The following is a 17,442-nucleotide window of genomic DNA, read 5'->3' on the forward strand; positions in this document are numbered from 1 at the left end:
TATTCTGAACTATACAGTTCAGTTCATTTCAAACTCAAGCGTCGGATCCCAAGCCTTGCGGCCCGGGCGTCAGTTGGACCGCTTCAGCGCCCGGTCCACCAGCGCGCCCGCGCCCCCGGTGTACGCCGACGGGTCGCACAGAGCGGCCAACTCCGCGCCGCTCCACCGCCCTTCGAGCACCGGCTCCCCGGCGAGCAGCTCGTGCAGCGGCCGGCCGCTCTCCTCCGCCGCAGCGGAGACCCGGGTCAGCAGCTGCTTGGCCGCCGCCTTCCCCAGCTCCGGGGCGAGCACCGCCGCGATCCGCTCGGACACCACCTGACTGCCCGTCAACAGCAGGTTGGCCCGCATCCGTTCGGGCCGGGCGGACAGCCCCTCCGCGAGCTCGACCGCGGTGTGCGCCGCGCCGCCGACCAGCCGCAGCGCCTCGCGCAACAGCTGCCACTCGGCGTGCCAGGCGCCGCCGGAGCGCTCGTCCTCCGAGACCAGGCACTGCACCAGCCCCGTGGCCAGGACCGGCACTTGGAGCGCCGCGCTGCGCAGCAGCGTGCTCAGCACCGGGTTGCGCTTGTGCGGCATGGCCGAGGAGCTGCCGCGGCCGACCGCAGCCGGCTCGGCGACCTCGCCGACCTCCGTACGGGACAGGTTCTGCACGTCGATCGCGATCTTCCCGAGGGCGCCGGCGGTGAAGGCGAGCGCCGCCGCGAGGTCGGCGACCGGGGTCCGCAGCACGTGCCACGGCAGGGTGGGGCGGGCCAGCCCCGTCTCGGCGGCGTACGCCCCGACCAGCCGGTCCAGGTACGCGCCGGGGTCCTGCTCCCCCGCGCCGTCGATCCGGGCGTACTCCAGGTACCCGGCGAGGGTTCCGGCGGCCCCGCCGAGGGACACCGGCAGTCCGCCGTCGGCGATCCGGGCCAGGCGCTCGTCCGCGTCCAGGACCAGCTGCCGCCAGCCCGCAGCCTTCAGGCCGAAGGTGGTGGGCACGGCCTGCAGCGCGAGGGTGCGGCCGGCCATCGCCGTGTCCCGGTGGTCGCCGGCCAGCCGGGCCAGGGCGTCGGCGGTGCGGCCGAGGTCCGCGCGGATCAGGCGCAGGGTCCGGGCGGCCACCAGCATGGCGCCGGTGTCGAGGATGTCCTGGCTGGTGGAGCCGCGGTGCACGTACTCGGCGGCCCGCGCGTCCTCGGCGGCCACCACCCGGGTCAGCGCCCGCACCAGCCCCACCACCGGGTTCGCGGTCTCCCGGGCGGCCAGCGCGAGGTCCCGCAGGTCCAGGTTCCCGGCCCGGGCGGCCCGGGTGATGGTCCCGGCGGCGGCCTCGGGGAGGGTGCCGAGCCCGGCCTGGGCGCGGGCCAGGGCGGCCTCTGCGTCGAGCATCGCCTGGAGCCAGGCGAGGTCGGACACGGCCTCCTCGGCGGGGGTGCCGGCGCGCACCGGGGACAGCAGCCCCGCGTCGGTGAGCGCGTCCTGCGCCCCGCCGGTGCTCGCCCCGGTCGCCCTGGCGGCCCCGGTGGCCTTGGCGTCGGTGCTCATACGAGGACCCCGGTCAGGTCGGTCTCGGCGGGCAGGGAAACCCCGGCCGGGACGACGGAGGCGGGCGGCAGGGCCAGGACCGAGCGGGCGATGGAGTCGGAGTCGCCGAGGGTGACCGAGTCGACGCCCGGGCGGATGCCGGCCGCGGTGACCCAGTGCACGGACTCGGTGGGCACCCCGTACGCGAACCGGCGCGGGTGGGCGCGGCCGCGGGCGTCGAGGAGCCGGTACGGGCGCTCGGTGACGGCGAGGCCGCCGGACTCGTAGCCGGTGCCGTCGGGGCCGGAGATCCGGTACGTGGTGCACTGCTCGGTGTCGAGGAGGTGGCGCAGCAGCGGGTCGTCGGTGCGGCGCAGGTCGGGTTCGGGCAGGCGGGCCTCGATCAGCACGGTGGAGCGGACCGCGGGGCCGGGGACGCTGCGGGACTGGGCGACGAAGGCGGCGTCGTCGCCGGCGGCCGTGTCGACGCGGATCTCGGTCCCGGGACCCGTCAGGACGAGCACCCCGGCGTCGATCAGGGCGATCATCTCCTCGATCCGGGAGGCCGGCGGGCCGATGGAGAGGAAGGCGTTGAGCGGGGTGTACCAGCCCTCCAGGTCGTCGCGGTGCGAGTCTCCGGTCAGGCCGCCGTGGTCGACGGCGAGGCGGATCTCGTTGCGCAGGTCGCGCAGGACGTCCAGGGCCGCCTTGAGGGGGCCGCTGAGGTTCCCGGCCCGGGCCTCGCGGACGTCGGCGGCCAGGTAGTCGACCAGCCAGGCGCGGAACTCCTCGCGGCTGGTGAACTCTCGGTCGCCGTAGGGGCGGGAGAGCTTCTCCCAACTCCAGCGCTCGTCCGCGCCGATGCCGTACACGTCCAGGAGCGAGGAGCGGTCCTCCTCGTCCGCCAGCGACAGGAAGCGGGTGGTGAAGCCCTCGCGCTCGTCTCCCCGGCCGCGGGCCCGCAGCAGGGCTCCGTAGTAGACGCTCTCCGTCTCGCGGGAGATCAGCGGCCACAGGTCTGCCGTGAAGTCGATGCCCTCGCCGTCCTCGGAGCGGCGGCGCAGCTCCTCGATCCGGGCGGGGGTGAGCAGGCGCGGCAGGTAGCGGCCGTAGGCGCCCTTCTCGTTCTCACCGCGGGCGTGGTACGGAATGCCCCGGCGCGAACTGGCGTACAGGACCGGCTCGTTTCCGGATGCCCGGTAGGCGAGGCGGCCGTCGTCCCCGCGGACGAACTGCCCGCCGCGGCCGGAGGTGAAGAGGGCCATGTGGTCGAAGAAGTTCAGGCCGAGGCCGCGCAGCAGGACGTTCTGGCCGGGCTTGACGGTGTTCAGGTCGAGGTCGGCGGGGTTGGCCGGGGTGATGTAGGTGAGGTGGTGGATGCGGGCGAGGCTCGCGGTCTTGGCTTCGCGGGGGGTCAGCCGGGCCGGGACGTGGCCCTGGGCCATGACGATGGCGTCGAGGTCGTTGAGCCGGGTGCCGTTCTCCAGGCGGATGCCCTGGCGGCCGCCGGGGGTGCCGTGGGTGTCGGCCATGGCCACGGCCCGGGAGCGGTGCACCTCGACGGTGACGTGGGCGGGGGCGAGGGCGACGACCCGCTCGAAGGTGGCGCGCAGGTAGCTGCCGTAGAAGGCGCGGGTGGGGTAGGTGTTCGGGCCCAGGCGGCGGGCCTCGGCGACCGCGGCCCCGTCGCCCTCGCCGGACCCGGCGAGGTCTTGCGCCCACTCGTACAGGCTCGGGCCGGGCTCGATCGGGCCCTCGGTGCGGACGCTGTCGTCGGTGTAGATCGTGATCTGCGAGGCGACCGTGTTCATCAGGAGGTGCTGGGACTGGTCCGGCCGCCAGACCTGGCCCGCGCCGGGCGCCGAGGGGTCGACCACGTGGACGGTGACCGCGTCGTGCGAGGGGGTGCTGCGCTCGTTGGCGCACAGGCGCTCCAGGACGGACAGGCCGCGGGGGCCGGCTCCGATGATGGCGACCTGGAGGGTGTCGGGGTGGGCGTTCATCACTTTTCTCCGTTCGAAGCGGCCAGGGCGGGGGTCAGGGCGGGGGTCAGGGCGGTGGGTGCGTCCGGGGCGGGGACGCGGTAGCCGTGCATCCAGGCGACGTAGTCGTGGAGTTCGTCGCGGGAGAAGGAGCGCAGGACGGCGTTGCGGTCCGTGGCGGCGGCGCCGGAGGTGTGCCAGAGCTTGATGCTCTCCCGGGCCAGCAGTTGGATCCGGCCGGTCCGCTCCTGCCGCTCGGCGTTGAACTTCTCGAAGCGCTGGGGGAACTCGTCGGCGTCGCAGTCCAGGAGGTCGCCGAGGGTGACGGCGTCCTCCAGGCCCTGGCAGGCGCCCTGGGCGACGTAGTGGAGCATCGGGTGGGCCGCGTCGCCGAGGAGGGCGACCCGGCCGTCCGTCCAGTTCTCGACCGGGTCCCGGTCGACGAGGACCCAGGACTTCCAGCCCTCGCCGAGGGCGAGCAGGCGCTGCGCGTCCTCGCCGAGCGCGGCGAACTCGCGGCGGATGTCGCCCTGGGTGGCGGGGACGCCGGCCACGGCCGCGGTGGCCTTGTTGTCGCTGCTGGCGGCGAGGTTGAGGTACTTGCCGCCGGCGATCGGGTAGTGCACGAAGTGGCAGCCGGGCCCGGTCCACCAGGTGACGGAGGTCAGGTGGCGCAGCTCTTCGGGGACCTGCTCCATCGGGATGATCGCCCGGTAGACGGTGATCCCGGAGTTGCGGGGGGCGCCGTCGCCGACGAGCTGGCCGCGGATCGCGGAGTGGATGCCGTCGGCGCCGATCAGCGCGTCGCCGGTGATGCGCTCGCCGTCCTCCAGGACGACGGTGGCGCTGGTGGCGTCCTGCTCGTAGCCGACCGCGGTGGCGCCGCTGCGCAGCCGTATCGCGTCCTCGGCCTGGCAGGCCTCCAGCAGCTTGGTGTGCAGTTCGGCCCGGTGGACGACCGCGTACGGGTTGCCGAACCGCTCCCGGTAGTGCTCGGTCAGGTCCAGGCTGGTGACGTGCTCGCCGGTGACGCCGTCCATGAAGGTGAGCGCGTCCATCTGCACCGCGGTGGAGCGGACGGCCTCGCCGAGGCCGAGCCGGTCGAGGGCGTGCAGTCCGTTGGGGGCGAGCTGGATGCCCGCGCCGATCTCGGCGAACTCCGGGGCGCGTTCCAGGACGAGGACCTCGTGGCCCTGCCGGGCGACCGAGAGGGCCGTGGCCAGGCCGCCGATTCCGCCGCCGATGATGATGAGCTGGGACATCAGATCTTCTCCTCGGTGAGCTGCGAACCGGCGCCGGCGGCGATGAGACGGGCGAGTTCGAGGCGCTTGATCTTGGTGGTGGCCGTCTGCGGCAGGTCGGACTGCCGCCACTGGACCGGGTCGGCCATCGGGGGCAGGCCGACGGTGGCGGCCCGCCACGCGGCGGGGTCGAGCGGCTTGTCGTCCCGGGTGCAGACCACGGGGACGGCCCGGCCGGTCTCGTCGGGGATGATGATGACCTCGGCGAGCTCCTCCAGTCTGGTGAAGAGGGTGTCCTCGGCGGCGAGGGTGGAGCCGAAGCCCTCGATCAGGTCGACCTCGCGGTCGAGCAGGTGCACGCAGCCCCACTTGGTGCGGTAGCCGACGTCGCCCATGCGCCACCAGCCGTCGTTGACCTGCTTGTCGTAACGTTCCTGCTCGCCGAGGTAGGTGACGATCCGGCCGTCGCTCTTGACCTCGATGAAGCCGGGGTTGGTCTCCGACACCGGCAGCCCGTTGCGGCTGACCACGCGGACGTCGGTCATGCCGGGGAAGGGCATGCCCACGCAGCGGCCGTCGGCGTCGAGCCCGCGACGCTTGGAGAAGGACCGGGCGACCGCGGGGCCGATCTCGCTCTGCCCGTACAGCTGGCCGAAGATCGGGGCGGTGCGCTCGGTGGCGGCGAGCAGCCGCTGCACGGTGCGCGGGTGGATGGCGTCGAAGGTGCTGGAGAACAGCTTGACGTTGGCCAGCGGCCGCCGCGGGTCGTCGGCGAGCTCCTCCCACTCCATGAAGGAGTTGGGGTGCGCCTCAAGGATCCCCGGGCGCAGCTGCGCGAAGAGGTCGGCGGCCTTCTTGGGGTCGGAGTCGGCGAGGACGACGATCGGGTAGCCGCGGAAGAGGGAGATGGCCAGGGCGGTGATCAGGCGGGAGTGGACGAAGGAGACGTGCATCGCGATGGTCTCGCGGCCCGGGAGGAGCGGCTTGGTGATCGCGGCCTGCGGGCGGTAGCGCGCCTGGAGGGTGGCTCCGGTGTGGACGGCGAGCTTGGGGGTGCCGGTGGTGCCGGAGGTGTGGGTGATCAGGGTCGGGTGCTCGGGCGGCATCGTCACGGCGGGTACTCGGGGCGAGCCGGCCAGCGAGGCGAGTTCGGTGGCCTCCTTGTAGCTGCCGGAGGTGAGCAGGACCTGTTCGGCCTCCTCGAAGACCGAGGCGGGCAGCTCGGTCTCCAGCTTGTTCTGGTCGGTGAGCAGGTAGGGCTGCTCGGTGCGGCGCACCAGCTCGGCCACGGTCTCGCCGTCGAGCTTCGGCGACAGCAGCACCGGCACGGCGCCGATGCGGACCGCGGCGCAGGCCAGCAGGGTGATGTCGAAGCCGTCGGACTTGTAGATCACGACCCGGCGGCTGGGGCGGACCTGCGCGGCCCAGAGGCGGGCGGCGAGGTCGTCGATCAGGTCGGCCACCTCGGCCACGGTCGCCCGGCGTCCGAGCTCCGGGGCGACGTCCAGGTCGTGGTCGAGGATCACGACGTTCGTCGGGTGCTTCTTGGCGGCCCGCTCGAAGAGGGTTCCGAGTCGTATGCCCTTGTTGCCGATGCGCTGCAGAATCATCGCCTTTGCCCTTCTCAAGTCACGTACGGATGGCGTCGGTTGCCGGTGCTCGCCGGTCAGAGGGGGGTGGGGATCCGGGGGATGGGGGAGGGGGAGGAGGGGAGGAGGCCGGTCAGGCGCCCTGCGCGGCCGTTTCCGCCTCGATGACGGCCTTGATGCGGCCGAGGGTCTCGGCCAGGTCGCCGGCGACCTTGTCGCCCCACTCGGCGAAGAACTGCTGCTTCTGGTCGTCGTCCATCTCGGCGGTGATGCCGCGGATGCCTTCGGTGGGGGTGTCCATGCGGAAGTGGTGGACCAGGAGGCTGCCGTCGCCGTCGGCCTCGATCGTGAAGCCCCAGACGCTGTCCTGCTTCTCGCCCTTGCTGTTGTGCATGGCCCACTGGAAGGTCCGGCCGGCCTCGGCCGCGACGACCTCGGCGTACGTCGTCCACTTGCCGCGCACCACCGGCGCCCAGGCGACGACGTCCTCGCTGCGCTCGTTCTCGCCCCGGAAGACCGAGCCGACCGCGCCGGGCTCGCCCGTGGTCCATTCCCCGCCGAGGCACTCGGGGCTCCACTCGCCGCTGCGGGCGAGGTCGCTCACGACCGCGTACACCTCGGCCGGGGTGGCCGAGACGTGGATCTGGGCCCGGGACCGGAAGAGGGGGGTCTGGGTGCCGCTCATAGCGGGTGTCCTCCTGGTGTGGTGCAACGTCGGATGGCTTCAACTTCCGCTTCTGCCGCCCCGTTCGGGCTGCTCAGCTAGATGAACCATACAGTTCAGTTCAATTGAACGCAACGGTTCAGTTCAGTTGGGATCTAGACTGGGCTCCGAGCCGAGGAAGTGAGGGACGAACGAATGACCGCACGCACCAGCACCGCAGAAGCCCCCGCAATCCCGTCCGGAGCCCGCGCCGCGCGCAAACGCCAGGCCATCCTGGCCGCCGCCCGAACGGTGTTCCTGCGCGAGGGCTTCGGGGCCGGGGTGGACCAGCTCGCCGCCGAGGCGGGCGTCTCCAAGGTCACCGTCTACAACCACTTCGGCAGCAAGGAGAACCTCTTCAACGCCGTCATCGGGCAGACCCTCGACGAGGCCCTCGAAGTCGCCCAGTCGGTCATCCAGGCCAGGCTCGCCGAGTCCGACGACGTCCGCACCGACCTGCTGGAGGCCTGCCGGATCTGGGTCGCCGGCCTCACCACGCCCGACGTGCTGGCCCTGCGCAACGTGATCGCGGGAGAGCGCCACCGCTTCCCCGAACTCGGCCGGACCTGGCAGGAGGAGGGACCCGGACGCCAGCACGCCGCCCTGGCCTCCGCCCTCGGCCGGCTGGACCAGCGCGGGCTGCTGCGCATCCCGGACATGGAGCTGGCGGTGCTCCAGCTGTCGGGGCTGGTGCTGTCCCCGCACCTGGTCTACGGGGTGTACGGCACCGCACTGGACGAGGACCTCGCCGAGCGGCTGCTCCAGGGCGGGGTCGACATGTTCCTGAGTCAGTACGGGGTGGACCTCCAGGGCCGGGGTGCGGACCGGTAGGACGCCACGCCGCTGCCGTCCGCGCGGCGGCCGTGGCCGGGACGGCGCGGCCGGGGATCAGCCCCGCAGCCGCCCCGGGGTGGTGCCGTGGCGCCGCCTGAGCAGGGTGGTGAGCGTGGAGGCGTTCTCGTACCCGACGCGGCGCGCGACGGCGTCGGTCGGCAGGTCCGTGGTGCGCAGCAGGTGGGCGGCCTGCTCCAGCCGTATCGACTGCGCGAAACGCAGCGGGGAGACACCCATCACCCGGTCCACGGCCCGCTGCAGGGTCCGCTCGCTCACGCCGGCCGCCCGGGCCGCGTCGGCCATGCGCAGCGGCTCGTCCAGGTGCGCGCGCACCCACCGCTCGAAGGCGCTGACCACGGGATCGGTACGGGCGAGGTGGCCGGGGATGGCGTACCCGGCCTGGGTGGGCCGGTCGTCGACCACCAGGTAGCGGGCGGTGAGCTCGGCGAGGGCCGGGCTGCTCCGCCGGACCAGGGCGAGCGCCAGGTCGAGGTGGGCCATGGCGGCGCCGGCGGTGACCACCCCGTCGGCGTGCGCGAGCATGTTGCCCTCGTCCAGCTCCACCCGCGGGTACGCCTGCCGGAACGCGGGGGCCAGCCACCAGCTGGTGGTGGCGCTGAGCCCGTCCAACACCCCGGCCTCGGCGAGCAGGAACGTGCTGGTGCACGCCGCGGCCAGCGGGGTCCCGGCCTCGCGCGCCCGGCGCAGCTCGGCCCGCTCGGGCTCGCGCTCGGGGGCGGCCACCCACTCCAGCAGCGGCGCGGGCTGCTTGGGGCCCGCGCCGGGTACGACGAGCAGGTCGGGCGGCGGGGCGTCCGCTGCGGTGACCGTCTCGATCAGGTGCCCGGCGGCGGTGCGCACGGAACCGCGCGACCCGATCCGGGTCAACTCCCAGGCGGGCGGGGGCTGCGGCAGCTCGCCGCGCAGTTCGTTGGCCATCTGCAGCACGTCCTGGACCGTCGCCAGCCCGGAGTCGAAGAGTCCGTCCAGGACCAGTACCGAAACCCGCATGGCGGAAACGGTAAAGCATCCGGCGGAACCGCCACTGCCCCGGGACGGTGGCCGCTCCCTAGCGTGAGGGGTACCGAACGGCGCGGGCACGGCGCGCCGCACCGCCCGCCCACCGCACCAGCAGAAGGAGCCCCTCCATGACCAGCGCCCTCGTTCCCGACACCACCCGCCTCGGCCTGCTCGCCCGGATCGAGGCCAAGCCGGAGCACGCCGACGACGTGGCGGAACTCCTCACCGGGGCCCTCGCGCTGGCCCGGGAGGAGGCCGGAACCACGGTCTGGTTCGCCCTGCGACTCGGTCCGACGACGTTCGGCGTCTTCGACGCCTTCGGCTCCGACGCGGACCGCACCGCCCACCTCCAGGGCCGGATCGCAGCCGCCCTGATGGAGAACGCCCCGAAGCTCCTCGCCGAGGCCCCGGAGATCCTCCCGGTCGACGTCCTGGCCGCGAAGCTCGCCTGACGGCGCCCCTCGGTGGGCCGGTCCGCCTCCCCGTTCCCCCCGGGGAGCCGGTCGGCCCACCCCTCCCGGGCACCCGTGCGAAACGGGTGCGGACGTGCGTCAAATCCCTGCACGCGAACGGCACATGACGGTGAAAGCTGCTTGCCGGGCAGGGGCGTCGCGTGGTTATGGTCGTCACCCATTGACGGACCGTCACCTCGAAGCCAGGGGGTTCACGCCTTATGGAGAAAACGCCGTCGTCCGGGCGGACGGACAGCGCGTTACCGGCCCGCCCGGGCGCCGCGCCGGTCACCCCGCCGACCGCCGCCCCGGGCAATCCTCCGACCGCCGCGCCGGTCACCCCGCCCAGCAGCCCGCCCGACGCCCCGCCCCCTCCCGCGGCACCGCCGCGGCCCGCCGCCGGCGGCGGGATCGAGATCCGGATCAGCAAGCGGATCCTGTGGGTGGGCGGGGCCGCGTACCCGTTGGAGAACGTCGCACGGGTCTACACCTTCACGCTGCACCCGCGCCGCAAGGAGGCGACCGTCCGCTTCGTGAAGAACCTGTGCCTCATCCTCTCCCTGGCCTTCGGCCTGACGATCCTCGCCGGCCTGACCTCGCTCGCCAACCGGGAAGCGGCCGGCGGAATCCTGCAGTTCGTCTGGCTCGGCGCCGTCGGCGCGCTGATCTACTGCCTCGTCGAACTGATCACCGTGTTGTCGGCCGCGTCGCACTACGTGCTGGCCGTCGAGACGTCCGGGCCGTCCATCGCCGTGGTCACCAGCAGCGACCACGACCACCTGCACCGGCTCGTCGGCCAGATCACGCACGCGATCGACAACCCCGACACCGAGCTCTACGGAGTGCGGGTGGACACCATCGTGATCAACCCGAAGAACTACACCTTCGGCGACAACGTGAACATGTACGGCGGCTCCAACAACGTGGGGATGGCGACTCGATGACCGGCGACACGTACCACTTCGGCGACAGCGTGACCATGCACGGCGGCTCCGGCAACACCGGCATGGTGAAGAACGTCGCCGCCCCGGCCGCCCCGCCGGCCCTGTCCCCCGAGCTCCAGGAGGCCACCAAGGACCTCCTGCGGCGGGTCGAGGCGCTGCGCGGGCAGCTGCCGCCCGCGAGCGCGCAGGTGCTGGACGCGTCCCTGCCCGATGCCACCGGCGACGCGGCCGTCCCCGCGCAGGCCCGGCAGAGCGCGCTGATGTCCATCGCCGGCATCGCCGCCGTCGTCGGCCCGCTGGGACAGCCGATCGTGGACGCCGTCACCACGATCCTCGAACTGCTCGGCGCCGGCTGACACCGCGAGGGCGGCCGCCGACGCGGGGCGGCCGCCGCGCGGCGAGGTCGGCCTCGCGATGGTCGGAGTGCGGCCCGCCCTGCTGCCGGACCCGGCGGACCGGGTCCTGCCGCTGTGCGCCGTCCTGCCGCTGCACGGGGCCGCCGGTAGCCCGCACGACGCGGCCGGGGCGGCGCTGCTGCCCGGGCCGCGGACGCTCGGCCCCTCAGGAGCAGGGCTGCTCGCATCCCGCATGCATCTTCGCGGCACGAGCACTCGGTACCACCGCCCCTGCGACCCCCGCGCCGCCTAGACTGGACGCAGGAGGTGCGTGGTGACCGTGACCGAGGACAGGCCGCAGATGCTGGCCGAGGAGTTCGAGCGCATCGCCGCCGCCGCCGAGCGCGAAGGCGTCCGGATGGAGTTCATCCACGGCAGGCTGGGAGTCAAAGCGGTGCCGGACGGCGACCACGACGAGATCATCCGGTGGCTCATGGAACGCTGCATGCAGCACCGCCCCGATCTGTGGCTCTATCCCGAACGCGGCCTGCGCGTCGAGCGCTACCGCAAGGGCCATGCGAAGCCGGACGGCGCCCTCGCCCCCAAGGGCACTTTTGCCGGCCAGGGCGAGTGGGCCGACCCCGGCCCGGTAGTCATGATCGTCGAGGTCACCTCCTACGACAGCGATACCGACAAGCGCGACCGCGAAGAGAAGCCGAGCGCCTACGCCCAGACCGGTATCCCCGTCTACCTGCTCATCGACCGGGACACGTGCGAAACCCTCGTCTATACCGAGCCTGACGGTGACACCTATGCCAACCTCGCCCGCCGTCCCTTCGGTCGCACCGTCCACCTCCCCGACCCCGTAGGCATCACCCTCGACACCGAGCCCCTCAAGGATTGGGTGCGCTGACCTCCTCCCGTTGCCCGCCCGTCCGCGTTCGTACCGATCCCCGAGCGCGTGCGCTCGGGGATCGGTACGCCGAAGCCGGTCGGTGCCGCCGGCCGCTGTCGAAGCAGGGGCGGGCCGGTCAGCCCGCCAGGGACCGCCACATGGTCAGGGGGCGGTCATCGACCGTGATCTGGTCCTCGTGGCCTCTGCCGTCGCGGATCACGATGATCCGGTACTGGTCCTGGTGGAACACCCAGAACAGACTCAGGCCGTTGATCCGCTGCATGTCCGGTACGGCGAGGAATTCGTCGACGCGCGTGATCCCGTTCAGCGATCGCCACAGGTCGAGCCCGCGGTCGCCGCGCTCGATGACGTCCTGGTGCGCGGTGCCGTCGGCGATTGAGATGAGCCGGTAGACCTGGTTGCCCATCAAGGTGTGGAACACCCAGTAGTAGCTCTTGCCGCCCTGCCGCTGCATGTCGGGGACCGGCAGGAAGGCGTCGACCTGCTGCATGCCGCTGAACGACTCCCACGCGGAGAGGGCGCGGTCGGGTCGGTCGAGCCGGCCGGCCTGTTCGGGGGTGAGTCCGGTCTCGGCTCCGTCGGCGATCGAGATGAGGCGGTAGACCTGTCGGCCTTCCACGGTGTGGAACAGCCAGAACCGGCTTCGGCCGTTGATCCGCTGCTCGTCCGGAACGGGCAGGACCGCGTCGACCTTCGTCACCCCGGCGTAGCACGGCCACGTGCTCAGCGGCCGGTCGGGGCGCTCCCGGACGTCCGTGTGCTCGTCCCCGTCGGAGATGGAGATGGTCCGGCAGACGGAGCCGCCGTCGCCGCCCGTCCCGTACGCCCAGTACCAGCTCTTGCGGTTGTCCCGCTGCATGCCGGGGATGGGCAGGAAGGCGTCGGTCGGCCGGACGTCGGCGGGCGGCTCGTCGGTGAGCCGGCCGTCACCGAGCAGCCGCAGCAACCTGAGGGAGGGTACGAAGGCGTAGACGGAGCCCTCGGTGACGACGAACTGGGACAGGGTCAGCTGGGTGGTCTTGCCGGGGGTCTCGTAGTTGAGCTTGCCGGCGGCGCCGACCATGCCGTCGGGGCCCGGCTTGTCCTTCCGGTTGGGCGGGAAGTTCGGGCTGTCGATCCACGCCTTCTGGATGAACTCGAACTGCTGCACGAGGTCCGACTGGTAGCAGACGAAGAGCAGGCCGCGCTTCTCGTCGGGCCCGCCCGGCCCCTCGGAGGCGGGGTCGAAGGGCGCACCGTACGGGGCGCCGCGGCGGATGATCCGGCGGCGGTCCATCACCGGATCCTCGTCGAAGGGTGGATCACCGGGCTTCTCCTGCAGGCCGTCGCGGGGGTTGGTCTTGCGCAGGTGCGAGAAGAGCGGGGTGATGAAGCCCTCGGGGTCGTTGCGGTAGCCGAAGTCGTTGTCCTCGCCGGCCAGCGCGTTGGAGGGCCGGTCGGCGTGCGGGCACGTGGCGACCGGCGTCCCGGACCGCCACCGGCCGACGAGGCGGGCGGCCAGCCACTCCACGGTGGCCTCGGGCGGCACCACCTTGGCCTCCTTGAGCACCTTCAGCTGACCGGCGACCTGGGACCAGAAGCCCGGGACGTCCTGGTCGAGCCGACGCACCACCTGGAAGCTGCCGTTGTCGGCCCAGCCGGGCGTCTCGTGCGGCACGCCGCCGACCCGGTCGAGGCCGATGACGAACTCGCCGGGCGGGATCAGCCGGGTGCCGTGATGGCCCTTGACGTACGCGGGCTTGACCGGGTCCGGCTCGTCGAAACCGATCACGCCCGGCTCGCTGATGCCGTCCTTGAAGCCGAAGTGCTCCTTGCCCCTGCGGCTGCCGGGCAGTGTGGCGGCGTCCTGCTGGAAGACGATGACGATCTTGGCTGCGGCGCACGCCTCCCGCTGCTGTCTGACCGTCGCATGGAGGTCCTGGACGGTGTCCGAGGCGACGGTGAGGACGGCGTGGACGGGCTGGCCCTTGCCGTTGCCGAAGAGCCACCTCTCCGGCGAGCTGTCGCCGGTGTCCCCGATGGCCCGCTTGTCCGAGCCCTGCTTGAAGGCCTCCAGGCCGCTGCCGGGCGGGACGGAGGGCAGCGGGTCCTTTCCGGCCAGCTCCCGCAGGCCCTCGTACGTGAAGCCGACGTTGATCCAGGTGGCCTTGAGCGCCTTCGGGTCGTCGCCGGCCGCCGCCTTCCTGGCTTTGCTGAAGGCGGCGTTGAAGGTCGCCACCTGCCTCGTCGTGGAGATCTGCGGTTCCAGGGCTTTGACCCAGGTACGCGCCCGCGCCGCGTCCTCGAACTTGAGGAACAGCAGGGTCATCTGGTCCTTCTTGAAACCGGCGATCACATCGCCCTGGATGTCGTCGCTCTCACGCAGCCTGAGTTCGTCCACCGTGCTCTCTCCGGAAGGTCGACACCTCCACGCATTGTTGCGCAGAGTGATCGACAAGCTACGCGGTGCCCGGCGCGTCCTTCCGCGGTCGGCCCGGCTGCCGGGGCCGTCCGCCACTCGAATGCCGCGTGACTGCGCTGGTCGGGGGCCAAGTTGAGGCATTTGAGCGGTCCAGGCGGACCGCCTGCGTGTCTCCGGGCGGCAGCCGGGATGCGCGCCGGAAAACTGGCACCCGTCACTGTGCGTGAACGTGTGGCAGTCCTGGTGCAGCCCTGCCCGACATGTCCCCCTGAGGTCCGGAGTCGCTGCGCCCTCCTCCCTCCCGCAAGGAGTCCCATGTCCCGCAGTAATCCGCCCCTGACCGCCCGCCGGAGGCTCGCCGCGGCGATCTCCGCCTGCGCCGCCACCGCGATGGCCGCGTCCGTGGCCCTGGCGTCGGCAGGGCCCGTACTCGCCCACACCGGTCACGGGGACAGGGGCCACGGCGATGCCTTTCCCTACGCCCCCGCCTCCCGGGCGGCGACGGCTCCGGTCGCCGTCGACCCGGAGGAGGCGGCGACACTCGGCAAGGAGCACGCCGAGGAACACGCCCGTACCCGGATGGCCGTGGCCGGCGTCGGCGAGTACCCGCAGACCACCCGGACGGAGCGGTTGAAGGCGCTGACCGCCTCCCAGGCGAAGGCCAACGCGTCGTTCGCCGCCGCGGAGTTCGGCCGGTTCCAGGAGTACTTCCAGTCCCCGGACTTCGCAGCCCACATCGCGTTGCTGCCCACCGGCAAGGTCCTGCTGTTCTCGTTCGAGCGCATCGAGACCAACCCGCAGAAGGAGCCGGCGCCCACCGACACCATCGGCGCGGCGAACGCCGGCCGCGCCTGGATCTGGGACCCCGCCAAGGGGACCGGCCCCGCCGCGTTCACCGAGAAGAAGCCGCCGGTCGTCAACATGCCCGACGGCAAGAACGAGCCCCGCCCGGCCCCGTTCTTCTGCGCCGGCCACTCCTACCTGCCCAACGGCATGCTCGGCGTGTTCGGCGGCAACCTCGGCGGCAACGGAGGCACCGGCGCCAAGCTGTCGCTGGTCTTCGACCCCTGGGCGGAGGAGTGGTACCTGAACAAGGACATGGCCGTGGGCCGCTGGTACCCGAGCGTGGTCACCGGCGCGGACGGCCGTCAGGTGATCATGTCCGGCCAGTCGGAGCTCGGCTGGGGCACCCCCACCCCGGTCGTCGAGCGGTTCCCCGCCGCGGCCCACCCGGTGCCCTTCGAGAAATCGGTCAAGCCGGTCGGCTGGGGGGTGGACAAGCTGGCGACCGAAGCCCCGTTCAAGTGGGACTATCCCCACCTGTTCTCGCTGCGCGACGGGAAGATCTACGGTCTCGGCCGCTCCGTGGACCAGCAGTGGCTCTTCGACACCGTGGCCGACACCAAGACCGACCTGCCGGACCGACCGGACGTCAACAAGGCCAAGCCCGGCCCGGACGGCGGGGAGTGGAGGCGCAACTACGGCTCGGCGGTCCCCCTGCCGGCCGGCTTCCGGGGCCCCGACTCGGTCCTGGTCCTCGGCGGCGACCGCGACGACCCGAACACCTACCGTCTGGCCGGCGGCAAGTGGAACACCGAGAAGCCCCGCGCCTTCGGCCGCACCCAGGACGACACCCTGCTCCTGCCGAACGGCAACCTGCTCACGGTCAACGGCGCCTTCGACATCCGCAACTACGGCAACGGGCCGTACAACCCCAACGCCGACCTCAAGTACCGCCAGACCGAACTGCGCGACGAGAACGGTGACTGGAAGCTCGGCCCCGTCCAGCGACTGCCCCGCGGCTACCACTCCAACGCCGTGGTCCTCCCGGACGGCCGCATCATGATCACGGGTGATGAACTCCAGCAGCTCGCCAACGACCCCGACATCACCGACAGGAACAACGGCAGCATCGAGATCTACGAGCCGGCGTACCTCCACCAGGGCAGCCGTCCCTCGCTCGGCCTGGTCCTGAACCCCAGCGTCGGCTACGACGAGAAGATCACGGTCAGCACCAGCACGCCCAACGAGGTCACCCGCGCCGTACTGCTGGCCCCGACCACCGCGACCCACTCGATCAACACCAGCCAGCGTCACCTCGAACTGCGCATCAAGGGTCGCAGCGGCAACTTCCTGGAGCTCCAGGCCCCGCCGAACGCCGCCGCGGCCCCGCCCGGCTACTACATGGTCTTCCTCCTCAACGAGGAGGGAGCCCCCAGCAAGGCGGGCTGGGTCCAGCTCAAGCCCGCGGAGGCCGCCGCCACGGGTGGTGCCGGCGCCGCCAAGGCCGAGGCGGCCGGCGACTGACACCCGTCCCCACCAGGGCGGACCCCCAGCCCGGTCCCCGCGGTACGGGGGCACGGCTGGGGGCTCGCCGCCGCGATCCCCGGCGGGACGCCGTCCCGGCGGGGATCGCGCACGGGGAGCGTCCCCGCGTGGTCCGGGTCGAGCGTGTGGATACATCGAGCTGACCGGCGTGTTCGGCCGTCCCCGGAAACGCGCGTCCGTTGCTAGTCCTCGTAGTGGCCGAGGCGGTCCGCGGCGTAGTCGTCGAAGGCCTGCTCGATCTCCTCCGCGGTGCTCATCACGAACGGGCCGCTGCGGAAGACCGGTTCGCGGATCGGCTCACCGCTGAGGAAGAGGAAGTCCGCCCCGATCGGGCCCCCCTCGATGCGGACGGTGTCGCCCTCGTCCCCGAGGACGGCCAGCTCGCCGTCCGTGACCTCCGCCGCGGCGACGCGACCGCTTCCGGACAGGACGTACACGCCCGCGTTGCGGCCCTGCGGTACGGGCAGTCGCGCGCTCTCGCCCGGGGCGACGGAGGCGTGGACGACGGTCACCGGGACCTGCGTCTCGAACGGGCCGGTGACGCCGAGGGCGCTGCCCGCGATCACCTTGAACCAGGACCCTTCGAGCGTCCGGACCACCGGGATCTCCTGCGCGGTGCGGTTCTGCGTGCGCGGGCGCAGACCCTTGAGCGCGGCCGGCAGGTTCACCCAGACCTGGAGGTTGTGCTGCAGTCCGCCCGTCGTGCGGAAGGCGTCGGTCGGCTGCGCGGAGTGCACCACGCCGGCGCCGGCGGTCAGCCACTGGACGCCGCCCGGCCGGACGGTGCCGCGGCCGCCGGCGGAGTCGGCGTACTCGATGTCGCCCTCCAGGACGTAGGTCATGGTTTCGAAGCCGCGGTGCGGGCGGTCGGGGGCGCCCTTGGGTTCGCCCGGGCCGAGGTCCACCGGCCCGACCTGGTGGAGCATCAGGAACGGGTCGAGCTGGGGGATCTGCGGCGTGGGGAAGGGCCGCCGGACCGGGAACCCCTCGCCCTCCAGGGTGTGGAGGGGCTGCAGGACATCGGCCACCGCGCGGGTCGCGGCGGTGGTGGCGGCAGCGGTGCCGAGGGCGGAACCCAGCGTGGTCATGATGCCTTCTCTCGTCGTTCGAGGTCGTCGTCTTCCCAGTGAGATGAACTATACAGTTCAGTTCAGTTTTGCGCCAGGAGTCCGCCCGGACCCTTAACTGACA

15 protein-coding genes are annotated in these 17,442 nt (G+C 72.4%); 7 read left to right on the plus strand and 8 right to left on the minus strand.

From position 1 onward, the window contains the following. Positions 1-69: 69 nt before the first annotated feature. The 5 genes from pcaB to ACFV7Q_RS00390 form a co-directional block, all read right to left on the minus strand. Positions 70-1,527 (minus strand): 3-carboxy-cis,cis-muconate cycloisomerase, encoded by a 1,458-nt coding sequence (gene pcaB / locus ACFV7Q_RS00370; RefSeq protein ID WP_385421888.1) that lies wholly within the window; start codon positions 1,525-1,527, stop codon positions 70-72. Further along, the gene (locus ACFV7Q_RS00375) at positions 1,524-3,509 is read right to left on the minus strand and encodes an FAD/NAD(P)-binding protein (protein WP_385421891.1); all 1,986 of its coding nucleotides are present in this window, start codon (positions 3,507-3,509) and stop codon (positions 1,524-1,526) included. Before ACFV7Q_RS00375 ends, pcaB begins: the two co-directional genes overlap by 4 nt. Next, a complete protein-coding gene (locus ACFV7Q_RS00380) occupies positions 3,509-4,750 on the minus strand; it encodes an FAD-dependent oxidoreductase (protein ID WP_385421894.1) in 1,242 nt (413 codons plus the stop codon). The genes ACFV7Q_RS00375 and ACFV7Q_RS00380 overlap by 1 nt, the downstream gene beginning before the upstream one ends. Further along, the gene (locus ACFV7Q_RS00385; protein ID WP_385421897.1) at positions 4,750-6,339 is read right to left on the minus strand and encodes a class I adenylate-forming enzyme family protein; all 1,590 of its coding nucleotides are present in this window, start codon (positions 6,337-6,339) and stop codon (positions 4,750-4,752) included. The genes ACFV7Q_RS00380 and ACFV7Q_RS00385 overlap by 1 nt, the downstream gene beginning before the upstream one ends. 112 nt (positions 6,340-6,451) lie before the next feature. Continuing rightward, entirely contained in the window at positions 6,452-7,003 is a 552-nt protein-coding gene (locus tag ACFV7Q_RS00390) for an SRPBCC family protein (RefSeq protein ID WP_385421900.1), read from the minus strand. 174 nt (positions 7,004-7,177) lie between these two features. Between ACFV7Q_RS00390 and ACFV7Q_RS00395 the strand changes: the two genes are divergently transcribed. After that, complete coding sequence (locus tag ACFV7Q_RS00395) at positions 7,178-7,852, plus strand: TetR/AcrR family transcriptional regulator (protein ID WP_385421903.1); 675 nt, start codon at positions 7,178-7,180, stop codon at positions 7,850-7,852. Between the two features lie 57 nt (positions 7,853-7,909). On the opposite strand, the gene ACFV7Q_RS00400 is transcribed toward ACFV7Q_RS00395, so the two are convergent. Next, entirely contained in the window at positions 7,910-8,866 is a 957-nt protein-coding gene (locus ACFV7Q_RS00400; RefSeq protein WP_385421906.1) for a GlxA family transcriptional regulator, read from the minus strand. Positions 8,867-9,003: 137 nt separating this feature from the next. Here ACFV7Q_RS00400 and ACFV7Q_RS00405 point away from each other — a divergent pair, with 137 nt between their 5' ends. From ACFV7Q_RS00405 to ACFV7Q_RS00425, 5 genes are all read left to right on the plus strand, one after another. Continuing rightward, the gene (locus ACFV7Q_RS00405) at positions 9,004-9,327 is read left to right on the plus strand and encodes a putative quinol monooxygenase (protein WP_385421909.1); all 324 of its coding nucleotides are present in this window, start codon (positions 9,004-9,006) and stop codon (positions 9,325-9,327) included. Between the two features lie 221 nt (positions 9,328-9,548). Continuing rightward, the gene (locus ACFV7Q_RS00410; protein WP_385421912.1) at positions 9,549-10,271 is read left to right on the plus strand and encodes a DUF6232 family protein; all 723 of its coding nucleotides are present in this window, start codon (positions 9,549-9,551) and stop codon (positions 10,269-10,271) included. Continuing rightward, positions 10,268-10,627: a hypothetical protein gene (locus ACFV7Q_RS00415; protein ID WP_385421915.1), complete on the plus strand. Its 360-nt coding sequence runs from the start codon at positions 10,268-10,270 to the stop codon at positions 10,625-10,627. Before ACFV7Q_RS00410 ends, ACFV7Q_RS00415 begins: the two co-directional genes overlap by 4 nt. A gap of 58 nt (positions 10,628-10,685) precedes the next feature. After that, complete coding sequence (locus tag ACFV7Q_RS00420; protein ID WP_385421918.1) at positions 10,686-10,919, plus strand: hypothetical protein; 234 nt, start codon at positions 10,686-10,688, stop codon at positions 10,917-10,919. A 48-nt stretch (positions 10,920-10,967) separates the two neighbouring features. Continuing rightward, entirely contained in the window at positions 10,968-11,519 is a 552-nt protein-coding gene (locus ACFV7Q_RS00425) for a Uma2 family endonuclease (protein ID WP_385422018.1), read from the plus strand. Between the two features lie 118 nt (positions 11,520-11,637). On the opposite strand, the gene ACFV7Q_RS00430 is transcribed toward ACFV7Q_RS00425, so the two are convergent. Then, positions 11,638-13,902 carry a Dyp-type peroxidase gene (locus ACFV7Q_RS00430; protein WP_385421921.1) on the minus strand — a complete coding sequence of 755 codons (2,265 nt, stop codon included), beginning with the start codon at positions 13,900-13,902 and terminating at the stop codon, positions 11,638-11,640. Positions 13,903-14,238: 336 nt separating this feature from the next. Between ACFV7Q_RS00430 and ACFV7Q_RS00435 the strand changes: the two genes are divergently transcribed. Further along, complete coding sequence (locus tag ACFV7Q_RS00435) at positions 14,239-16,230, plus strand: galactose oxidase-like domain-containing protein (protein ID WP_385421924.1); 1,992 nt, start codon at positions 14,239-14,241, stop codon at positions 16,228-16,230. A 203-nt stretch (positions 16,231-16,433) separates the two neighbouring features. Here the strand turns inward: ACFV7Q_RS00435 and ACFV7Q_RS00440 are convergent, their stop codons facing one another. Beyond that, entirely contained in the window at positions 16,434-17,339 is a 906-nt protein-coding gene (locus ACFV7Q_RS00440) for a pirin family protein (protein ID WP_385421927.1), read from the minus strand. Positions 17,340-17,442: the final 103 nt, after the last annotated feature.

This window comes from Streptomyces sp. NPDC059851 (assembly GCF_042732005.1).
In the GTDB taxonomy this organism is placed as follows: domain Bacteria; phylum Actinomycetota; class Actinomycetes; order Streptomycetales; family Streptomycetaceae; genus Streptomyces.